Annotated in this window: 6 protein-coding genes and 4 pseudogenes; 6 read left to right on the top strand and 4 right to left on the bottom strand. The window is 62.1% G+C overall.

The genetic code is table 11. The features are described 5' to 3' along the window. Positions 1 to 1,345, bottom strand: a 1,345-nt coding sequence (locus CCR95_RS22510; protein WP_201098685.1) for a transposase, incomplete at its 3' end; no start/stop codon positions are given. 92 nt (positions 1,346 to 1,437) lie between these two features. Here CCR95_RS22510 and CCR95_RS25635 point away from each other — a divergent pair. Next, positions 1,438 to 2,229 (top strand): annotated as a pseudogene (locus CCR95_RS25635) (IS630 family transposase); the annotation flags it as partial. Between the two features lie 24 nt (positions 2,230 to 2,253). On the opposite strand, the pseudogene CCR95_RS22505 reads toward CCR95_RS25635, so the two are convergent. Then, positions 2,254 to 2,676: pseudogene (locus CCR95_RS22505) on the bottom strand (IS4 family transposase); the annotation flags it as partial. A gap of 137 nt (positions 2,677 to 2,813) precedes the next feature. On the opposite strand from CCR95_RS22505, the pseudogene CCR95_RS22500 reads away from it, so the two are divergent. From CCR95_RS22500 to CCR95_RS22485, 4 genes and pseudogenes are all read left to right on the top strand, one after another. Beyond that, a pseudogene (locus CCR95_RS22500) lies at positions 2,814 to 3,580 on the top strand (tyrosine-type recombinase/integrase); the annotation flags it as partial. Then, entirely contained in the window at positions 3,581 to 3,721 is a 141-nt protein-coding gene (locus CCR95_RS26165; protein WP_338115481.1) for a hypothetical protein, read from the top strand. Next, positions 3,718 to 4,800, top strand: a complete 1,083-nt coding sequence (locus tag CCR95_RS22490) for an IS91 family transposase (RefSeq protein WP_201098681.1) — start codon at positions 3,718 to 3,720, stop codon at positions 4,798 to 4,800. Before CCR95_RS26165 ends, CCR95_RS22490 begins: the two co-directional genes overlap by 4 nt. Positions 4,801 to 5,804: 1,004 nt before the next feature. Then, positions 5,805 to 6,548, top strand: coding sequence for a reverse transcriptase domain-containing protein (locus CCR95_RS22485; protein ID WP_338115480.1), 744 nt, complete (start codon positions 5,805 to 5,807; stop codon positions 6,546 to 6,548). A 462-nt stretch (positions 6,549 to 7,010) separates the two neighbouring features. Here CCR95_RS22485 and CCR95_RS22480 read toward each other — a convergent pair. Together CCR95_RS22480 and CCR95_RS22475 are read right to left on the bottom strand one after the other, a co-directional pair. Then, positions 7,011 to 8,120 (bottom strand): annotated as a pseudogene (locus tag CCR95_RS22480) (recombinase family protein); the annotation flags it as partial. A 149-nt stretch (positions 8,121 to 8,269) separates the two neighbouring features. Further along, positions 8,270 to 8,488 (bottom strand): hypothetical protein, encoded by a 219-nt coding sequence (locus tag CCR95_RS22475; RefSeq protein WP_242523434.1) that lies wholly within the window; start codon positions 8,486 to 8,488, stop codon positions 8,270 to 8,272. A gap of 137 nt (positions 8,489 to 8,625) precedes the next feature. On the opposite strand from CCR95_RS22475, the gene CCR95_RS22470 reads away from it, so the two are divergent. Beyond that, positions 8,626 to 9,339, top strand: coding sequence for a reverse transcriptase domain-containing protein (locus CCR95_RS22470; protein ID WP_201098677.1), 714 nt, complete (start codon positions 8,626 to 8,628; stop codon positions 9,337 to 9,339). Positions 9,340 to 9,898 lie beyond the last annotated feature (559 nt).

The raw sequence follows: 9,898 nt of genomic DNA, 5'->3' as shown, positions 1-9,898 counted from the left end.
AGACGGCCATGCGTTTGAGGTGCCACGCTAGGCAGACCAGGTTCCATTCGTGACGCACGTTGTCCAGACCGCGCGTGAGAAACTGACGACATCCCATCACGGATTTGATGATGCCGAAGACCGGTTCAACGGTTTGCTTGCGCAGGGCATAGGTTGCACGGCCTTTGGGGGTCCGGAGCCGATGGGCCATGCGCTCGACCGGTGTCGCCTCGGGTGGCGGAGCCGGGGGGTTCGCGAAGCGCTCCGACCAATGGGGATGGTGTTCATCGCGTTGGATGGCGATCAGCGGCTCGATGCTGGCGCTTTCGCAAGCCACGACGTTAGCCGCACTAAAGAAGCCAGTATCGGCGGTCAGTTGCTTGGGCGGGGGAAGGTCTTCGGGAAGCGCGGCGAGGCGCTCCAACATCGGGGCGATCTGTTGTTTGTCGTTGGTCGCCTGCGTGACCTGCGGAATGACCACCAGCAGGGTCTCGGTGTCGACCAGCGCTTGGGCGTTATAGCACTGCTCAAAGCCGCCACCGGTGACCGGCATGATGCGGGATTCCTCATCGGTGAGGTTGATCTGATCGTGGGGACGCGGACCAGGAGTCGGTGGCGCGGGCGGTTTGCCGCCTGGTTGGCGGCCACGCGCGGCAGCTTTGGCCGCCCGCGCGGCGAGTTTGGCCTCATGCTCGGCCTGCTCGCGGGCAAAGCGTTCCGCCGCGCGGGCTTCGATCTTGACCTTGGCGGCGGCGATGGCGGCCAAGCGATCCGCGCGGCGTTTGAGTTCGTCGGGCAGGCTCATGCCGTCGGGGAGGTTGGTGCCATCGGCCGCTTCGGCCAACGTCAGCAGTTCCTGGACTTCAGCCTTCAGTTGCGCTTCGAGTTCTTCGGCATGCCCATAGGAGAGGGCGCGGTGGCGGCTGGCATTAGCGTGAAGCTTGGTTCCGTCCAGACTGACGGTGCCGAAGCGGCTGAGCTGGTTCTCGCGGGCGATCTGCAACACCTGAACAAAGGTCGCCTCGAACTCCTTGGCAAAACGCTTCTGGAAGGTGGCGAGCGTATCGTGATCGGGATGGGTGTTGGCGGCGATGAAGCGAAACGCCAAGGAGTCATAGGTCGCCCGCTCAATCTTGCGGCTGGAAAAGCAGCCCGTGGCATACCCGTAGATCAACAGTGACAGCAAGGTGGCCGGGTGATAGGGCGCACTGCCGCGCCCGGCATAGGCCCGCTCCAACTCGCGGAGATCCAGCCCCTCCACCACCTCGACGACGTCACGAGCCAAGTGTCCTTCGGGCAGCCAGTCCTGCACCGAGGGCGGCAGCAAGAAGTCGATCTCACGGTTGATCGGGCGGAAGCGACTCATCGGCTCAGGCATCCCAGGGGTGATGCGCCTATTCTACCGACAGCAATGCCGCTCGGCAGCGGGAAAGTCCGACAGGCTGCTAGAGCATTTTCATGACGGCTGTCTGGAATTCTGAGGGCCGAAGAGCGTCTCAGGGAGCTGGCGATCTTGTCTGGGGAATGCTAATGCCGAAAGCGTATTCAAGCGATTTGCGGGAACGGGTGATCGCGGCCTGTGATCAGGGTGAGCGAGCGGCGGCGGTGGCGAAGCGCTTTGCCGTGAGCGAATCGTTTATCGAGAAACTGAAACAGCGCCGCCGCGAGCGTGGCACGGTGGCGCCGAAACCCCATGCTGGGGGGCGTCAACCGCTTCTGGCGGCACACAGTGAGCGGGTCTGTGCCCAGTTGCAGGCCAAGCCCGACACCACGTTAGAGGAACTGCGGGACGGGTTGGGGCTGTCGGTCGCCCTTTCCACTTTGTGGTATCACCTGAAGCGCCTGGGCCTGACGTTCAAAAAAACCCTGAAGGCGGCTGAACAGGAGCGCCCGGACGTGAGCCTGGAACGGGCGTACTGGCAGGCACTGCAACCGCTCTGGGATCCGGCTCGCCTGGTGTTCGTGGATGAAACCGGGTTGCACACGGCGATGGTCCGGGAGTGGGGCTGGGGACCACGCGGTGAGCGCGTCCGGGGCACGGTGCCGCAAGGTCATTGGCAGACCTCCACCCTGGTCTTGGCGGTACGCCAAGCCGGGCTGATGGCGCCGATGGTGACCGCCGGGGCGATGACGGGACCGTTGTTTTTGGCCTATGTGACAGAATTTCTCTGCCCGACCTTGGCGGCGGGCGACATCGTCGTCTGGGACAACCTGTCCGCCCATTCGGTCGCGGGGGTGCGCGAAGCCATTGAAGCCATCCCATTACACACAACTCTACGTGTCCGACACTTCCCTGGCATATTTGACCCCAGCCGCGAAGTCCATGATGCGCTGCATTCCCAGCCAGATGGTTTTCAACCCGGGCTCGCCATCGCCTTTGCGACCGAGAAACCCGCCAAGGCGGGCGATCAGTCGCATCACCTCGTTGAGCCGCGGCGGCTCCTTGGGGATGGGCTTCTTGGCCAGAATGTACGCCGCCTGCCATTCCTCGGTTTCCAGCAACAAGCCCGCGTCCAGATCGGGGACGGTGCGCCCCAGGCGCATCAAGCGGGCGATACGCCAACTCACCACCAGGAACAGCGCCAGGGCGCGTTCGAGACGGGCCATGGTGCCCAGTTGCAGGGCCTCGACGCGGCAGGCTTCCTTGAGCACCAAAAAGAGCAGTTCGATTTCCCAGCGCGCCCGGTACCACTCGAGCGAGCGACGATCTGAACCGTTTGTTGGACGGAGCCGCTACGCGGAGAAAGCCCCTGCGGCGTCGTCGCCTTTAGAATGTAACCTCACGCCCTCGTCTGCGAGGGGTCGTCTGTTCCACCGCAAGAGGTTACATCACCATGCCCGCATCCTGTCAGGAGCGCTTCGAGCGCCACTACGAAGCGCATCTCAAGCACCTTCGGCTCAAGGGCTTGCAGCCGAAGACCGTCGACGCCTACGCGCGCGCCGTGCGCACCATTGGCGCCTATTTTGACGGCTGCATCGATGATCTGTCCGAGCCACAGCTGCTTGAGTACTTTACCGACCGGCTCGAAACCCACTCCTGGAGTGCCGTCAAGCTCGACTTGTACGGACTGAGGTTCTTCTACGCCCACGTGCTGCGCAAGCCTTGGGTCAACGTCGACCTCGTCAAACCGCCTAAGGGACAGCGCCTGCCGGATATCGTCACCGTCGCGGAGGCCCAGCGCCTGATTCAGGAGACGCGCACGCTCAGCTACCGGGTCTTCTTCTTCACCCTCTACAGCCTGGGGCTGCGCCTCGGCGAGGGGTTGGCTCTGACGGTAGCCGATATCGATGCGGCGCGCCGGCGCGTGCACATCCGCGCGGGGAAGGGCAACAAGGATCGGTTGGTGCCGCTGCCCGACAGGACGCTGGAACTGCTGCGTCGCTTCTGGCGGATCCATCGCAACCCGGTACTGCTGTTTCCCAATCGCGCGGGCGGACTCAAGGCCGCCGCCACGGCGTCCACGCCGCTTGATCGCGGCGGTGTGCAGGTCACCCTGCGCCAGGTCGTCGAGGGGTGCGGGCTTAAAAAAAGATTACCCCTCATAGCCTTCGGCACAGCTATGCCACACATCTGATCGAGGCCGGCGTCGATCTGCTGGAAGTGCAGAAGATCCTCGGCCATCACTCGATCCTCACCACCGCCCGCTATACCCACCTGACCTCTCGGACCACCGGCAACGCCGAGCAAGCGATCAACGCCTTGATGAGCGGCTTCTCCGTCGACTGGAGAGGCGTGAAATGATCCTCTCCACGATCATCGCTACCTTCGAGGCCGACTACCTGGCGCAGGCCGGCGAGGCGATCCTACCCAGTCAGCTCAACGCCCTGCACGCCCTGAAGAACTGCCGGACCTCGGCCAGCCCCCTGATGCGGGCACAGTGCGAGGATTGCGGCCACGCCGAGTTCATCCCGCATTCCTGTGGTCATCGTGCCTGTCCGCACTGTCAGCACCACGAGAGCCAGCAATGGATCGAGCGTCAGCTCGCCAAGCAGGTGCCGGCGACCTACTTCCTCGTCACCTTCACCGTTCCCGAGGTGCTGCGCCCGCTCGTCTGGTCCAACCAGCAAGGGCTCTACGATCACCTCATCCGCGCCAGTTGGGAGACGGTGCGCACCTTCGCGCACAATGAAAAAGCCCTGCAGGGCGAGGCTGGGGCGATTGCGGTGCTCCATACTCATTCGCGCCGCCTTGATTTCCACCCCCATGTCCATCTGGTGGTACCGGCCGCGGCCATCGACCCGAACAAGAAGCTGTGGCGCACCAAAAGCGCCAAGCGCGGCTATCTGTTCAATCACAAGGCCCTCGCCAAGGTCTTCCGCGCCAAGCTGCTCGAGGGCATTGCTGCCGAGGGACTGACGCTGCCCGCAGGCGTGCCCAGTACTTGGGTTGTCGACTGCAAGAACGTCGGGCGTGGCGAGAAGGCGCTGGTCTATCTGGGACGCTATCTCTATCGCGGCGTCATCCAGGAGAAGGACATCGTTGCCTGCGAGAACGGTCAGGTGACCTTTCGCTACCACGATGCCAAGCGCAAGCGCGTCGCCTACCGCACCCTGCCGGGGGCACGCTTCCTCGCCCTGGTGCTCCAGCATGTCTTGCCCAAGGGGTTCCGGCGCACCCGCAATGACGGGTTTCTCCATTCAAATAGTAAGCGCCTGATCGCCCTGCTGCAGTGGCTCTTTGGACTCGACCCGAAGCGCCTGATCGCTCAGCTCAAGCCGCGCCCCCGACTGACCTGCCCGTGCTGCGGGGCTGCCATGGAGATCGTGCAGACTCGAATTCCGCCGCAGCCGCTCAGCGTGCCAACCGTCCCCCCTTCTTGAGGCGAGCGAGGCGGTCGTGCGGTAACCATCGTCCACAGAACGACTCTCTGAAGGTCGGCTTCCAAGCGCCGAGGACGACGCTCGGCCTGAACTCGGGCACCATCGCCCGCTCAGGCCAGACTGACGCCACATTCGCCGCAATGGCGAACCACAGCGACCACGATGCGCACGCTTCGCCGGGCGGCAAGCCCGGCGCTCCCTTGGTCGCGCAAAAGCTATTTTCTATCCCCCCCCACATCGCCACGATCACGGGTTCGTCCAACAAACGGTTCAGATCGTCGCTCGCTCCGCTCGGACGATCTAACCTTATTCGTTAGTGCGCCAAGCGAAGCTTGGCGCTTCTTGCCGGGTGCAAGTCCCGTTCGGGCAAGGGCTAGCCACCCACCCGTATCGCGTGTTGCGCCTCTCGCGGATAGCGACGCCTTGGTAAGGACACTGAAGCCATCGTGAACAACAGGGGTGAAGCGTACACAGAGAATCTTGTAGGCCAGAGGGGTGTCCGCACCACCCTGAAGCGATTTCAGCCTCGTGAAAAGTAGAAGAGCAGACGGCGACAGCGTTAACGTGCTGGAAGCCAAGACAGAGGATTCGATCGAACGAATGACGGGCGAAATCTTGTGGCACTGCCGGGAAACCAGGCAGAGAACAGAGAACACAAACCTCACCCTAAGGTTCGTTCACGGCGAGAGTCCCAAGGGTCTGCCGGGGTCCGAGCGCCTGGCATGTAAGAAGAGAAGCGTCGAGAACTTGGGAGACCCCAACGGCTCCCGACGGCGGAGGTATGGCAAGCGGTTCCTGAGGCACGCGAGGGGAAACCCGGACACGGAATTAGACCGAAGCCTGAAGCCAGTCGAGCGGGGAGGCGATCCTGACCGAGAAGGGAGGGACGCTGGAAGCGGTTGGGGAGTCAGACCGGCTCATAGTACTCCGAGCACGGGAAAGCCGTGTGCATGGGGAAGGGGCCGGCAGTGTGACGCAGCCCGCACAGGAGTCTTCACCCGGACATGTCGGATCGGATCATGAAGCCAACTTTCCTGCGGGCGATAGCGAACAAAGCGGCAACGGACAAGGCCCATCGATTTGGCAACCTCTTCGGACTGCTGACGGTTGAGTTTCTGTTGTGGTGCTGGCGTTTCGTCAACCACCACGCCGCGAGCGGCGTCGACCGACTCGATGCCAGGAGCTATCAGGAGAACTTGCAGGCCAACGTCGAAGGACTGGCGGCAGCGGTGCGCGGGGGCTGGTATCGGGCCAAGCTCGTGCTCAGACGATACATTCCCAAGCTCAACGGGAAATTGAGGCCCTTGGGAATCCCGGCAGTGGCAGACAAACTGCTACAGATTGGAGTGAGCAAAATTTTGGAAGCAATCTATGAAGCTGATTTCTTGGATTGCAGCTATGGATATCGACCGGGACGCGGAGCGTTGGATGCGGTGCGTGATCTCAGCGCGAAACTGCGCAGTGGGCGATACCATTATCTGGTGGAAGCCGACATCCGGGGCTTTTTCGATCATCTCGAACACGACACGCTCCTGGAACTGCTGGCGCAACGCATCGACGACAAAGCCTTCCTGCGGCTCATCCGCAAATGGCTGAAGGCGGGCATCATGGAGCCGGACGGGACGGTGGTGCTCCCCGAGGAGGGGTCGCCACAAGGCGGGATCGTGACTCCACGGACGCAAAAGGTAACTTTGGTCCGCCGAGGGGTTCGGCCCCTCAAGAGGAGGGATCGAGTCACTCCTGTCTGACGGGGAGGCATGCTGCAGTGGAATCGAGTGACGAATGACGATTGTGTTCTCACCAACCAGCACCTCCTTGACGAGCAGACGCACGAGGCGTTGGCGCTCATGGATATCGAGGGTCTGGGCGCGCGCCTGGAGACGTGCGAGAAAGGCCGACAGGGTCTCTGCCAGACGTAAGGTGGCGGCGCGCTCTGCGCTCTGGTCGGCGAGCGCGTGCAATTGTGCGTTCATCCCCTGTTCGCGCCGACGCAGGTCAGGCAGATGGCGGCGCAGTTCCTCCAGCGACAAGAGCTCTTCCTGATAGGCGATCACCAAGCGCTCCATCGCCTTGCGCACCCGTACCAGCTCACGCTCGAGCGCCTCCTGTTGCCGCCGGCTTGGCTCAGCGGCTTGGGCGGCCGCGAGGCGTCGATCGAGCTCGTTGGTGATCAGGATCGGATCTTCCAAGAGGCGCATGACCTCGGTCCAGACCACCTCATCGAGCAAGTCCTGGCGAATGGGGCGGTTGTGGCAGAGCGGTCCGCCCAAACGTCGCCAGGCATCCGAACCAATGCAGCGATAGTAGTGGATCATGCGCGCCGAGCTCCGTGTCGAGGTGCGCGACAACGCATAGCCGCAGTGCTTGCAGGACACCATCCCCTGGACCAGGCTCGGCTCGATGGTGCGCCGCGGCGCAAAGCGTTTGTTGTCTGCGAGGCGCTGCGCCGCCAGCGCGAACGTCTCCTCGGACACCAGCGCGGGGACCGGGATCTCAATCCACTCGGCGCGCGAGCGCTCCGTTGCGGTCGTCTCACCGCGGCGGGAACGCCCCGAGAGGCGCTGCGGCCGGGTCACCCGCTGGCGGGGTGCCGTCTGCGTCTTGCCAAAGCAAGCGCGGCCTTGATAGGCAGGGTTGCGCAGCATGCCCCACACCGTGGAGCGCTCCCAGCGCGGCGCCTGACGGCGCGTGGGCACCCCCTGCTCGTTGAGCCAGCGAGCAATGGCGCCGATAGAAAGCCCCGCTACGGTGTAGTGCTCATAGATCAAACGCACCACCTCGGCCTCGGCTGTGTTGATCTCGAATCGGGCCGGCGCCGCGTCGCTCTTCTTGACATAGCGGTAGCCATAGGGGGCGGCGCTCAACACGCCCACCTCGCCGGCTTGGGCGCGATGGCGCTTGCCACGGCGGGAGCGCTCGAGGATCTGCGCCCGTTCATATTCGGCAATCATCCCCTGGAACTGCACCAGAAGTTGATCCTCCGGTGTCGTCGACGCCGGTGCCTTGAGGAACACCGTCTCGACCCCGTGACGGGCGAGTTCCTCGGTCAGCAGTACCTGATAGGCATACTTACGGCTCAGACGGTCGGGGGCATGCACCAGCACCGCCTGAATGTAACCCTCGGCGGCGAGATCGCGCAGGCGCTCCAAGCCGGGGCGCACCAGTGTCGCACCGCTGTAGCCCGCATCCTCGAACACCCAGTCTTCAGGCACTTCGTATCCGTGGTCGACGGCGAAGGCTTTCAGGGCCGCCGTCTGACTGGTAATCGTGTTGTCCTCCCGCTGCTTGTCCGAGGACACCCGCGCGTAGATCGCTGCCATCTTCATCGCTGTGCTCCCTTACCCGCGGCCCCGCGCCGATGGCGCGAGCTTGCCCAGGAACCAGAATGGCGTAAGCCTGCTCCAGCTTGTGGCTGAGCAGACGGTCAAAACGGTATTCCAACTCGACCACCAGAGGGCGCTGATCGCGCCTACGTGCCATGGCTGCCCGCCTCGCCAAGATAGGTCGACAATGCTCGCGCCACCGTCTCGCTGAGCGTCGTCCCATCGACCGCAGCCCGTTGGCGCACCGCCTGGACCAGGCTCGGCGGCAGTTTGAAGGTGACCGCCATGGCCGGCTCGGTGAGCGCTCGCGGGGCCGCCAGCGACTGCGCCTCCTGCACGTAGCGGTAGGCCTGGCGACGCGACATGGCGAATTGATCTGACAACGACACACAAGCCTCCGCGACGCTCAGTCCGCGTGCGAGCAACCCATGGGCCGCGTTGAGACGTTGCGTCTTCTGCGAATCGGTTGAGCGCGGCATATGTCATAGGCGTATTACTTTTTATGGCGCAAGTCAAGGACGGATCGGCTGCGATCAAGCGCAACCGTTCGATCGAATGCGAAGTTACCTTTTGTGTCCGTGGAGTCATTTCACCGATCCTCGCCAACGTCTACCTCCATCATGCCCTGGACATCTGGTTCGAGGACACCGTCAAGACACACTGCCAAGGGGCGGTGTCTCTGTGTCGGTATGCGGACGACTTCGTCTGCGCTTTCGAGCATCAGGCCGATGCCGAGCGCTTCTATCGGGTGCTCGGTCCACGGCTGGCAAAATATGGCTTGGAAGTGGCAGACGAGAAGACGAACCTCTTGCGGTTCAGTCCGTCCCACTGGAAGGCGAGTGGCACCTTTGAATTCCTGGGTTTCGAGTTTCGCTGGGGACGCGGGCGCTGGGGCAAACCGGCAATCAAGCGTCGCACCGCACGCAAGAAATACCGTGCGGCACTGGCGAGCCTACGGAACTGGTGTCGCACGCACTGTCGGCTACCCAAAGCGGTCTTCTTCGCCACACTCAACGCGAAGTTGCGAGGACACTATCAATACTATGGAATCCGCGGGAACTACGAGAGCCTGGGGGACTTCCACTACCAGGTGGTCAGGATTCTCTATCACATCCTGAATCGCCGCAGTCAGCGGCGCAGTTACACCTGGAAGGGTCTCATCGATCTGCTGAAGGTCTTCCAGCTCCCACGCCCGCGCATCTGCCATGACTTCTGAGCAAAAGCAAAACGGTCGCTTGATGTGCGAAGCGAGTCACACTGAGGAGCCCGGTGCGGGAATTCCGCACGCCGGGATCTGTACGGGGGCGGTCAGGTAACTGGCCGCCCTACCGTAATGGCGATTCTTTGATTCAGTTTGACGCTATTCAAGAATAACGTGGTCTGTCCCTATTTTCTCTTATAGATCTTCCTGATTTATCCATCCTCTACCAAAAACATGTATTTTTTCCTGCTTCTCAGTCGCAAATTTATTTACTGGATCAATCCCGCATCTCAAGTTTTCTATTAATTTATTATAGCCGGACTCGGTTAATAGTCCATCATCTGGATTATATAAAGCTAACTCGGTTTCATAATCTCCTACTCCGGTTACAGCGCCATTTTTCAATAAAAGTCTAGCAATATCAAACTCCCCCCAGGGCGAGCGCGCTTAAACATTCCGTTTTTCGGGTAGTTGACGGATGATCGCGAGAAACGACTATCGGAGTTTCTCATGTCAGCCAGCCTTCTTGAGCATTTTGCGTCCCTGGAAGATCCCCGGATCGAACGTAACAAGC

Source organism: Thiocystis minor (genome assembly GCF_016653465.1).
Lineage (GTDB): Bacteria > Pseudomonadota > Gammaproteobacteria > Chromatiales > Chromatiaceae > Chromatium > Chromatium minus.
Note: the sequence above shows the minus strand (reverse complement) of the source record. Positions and strands in the feature narration are given on the sequence as shown.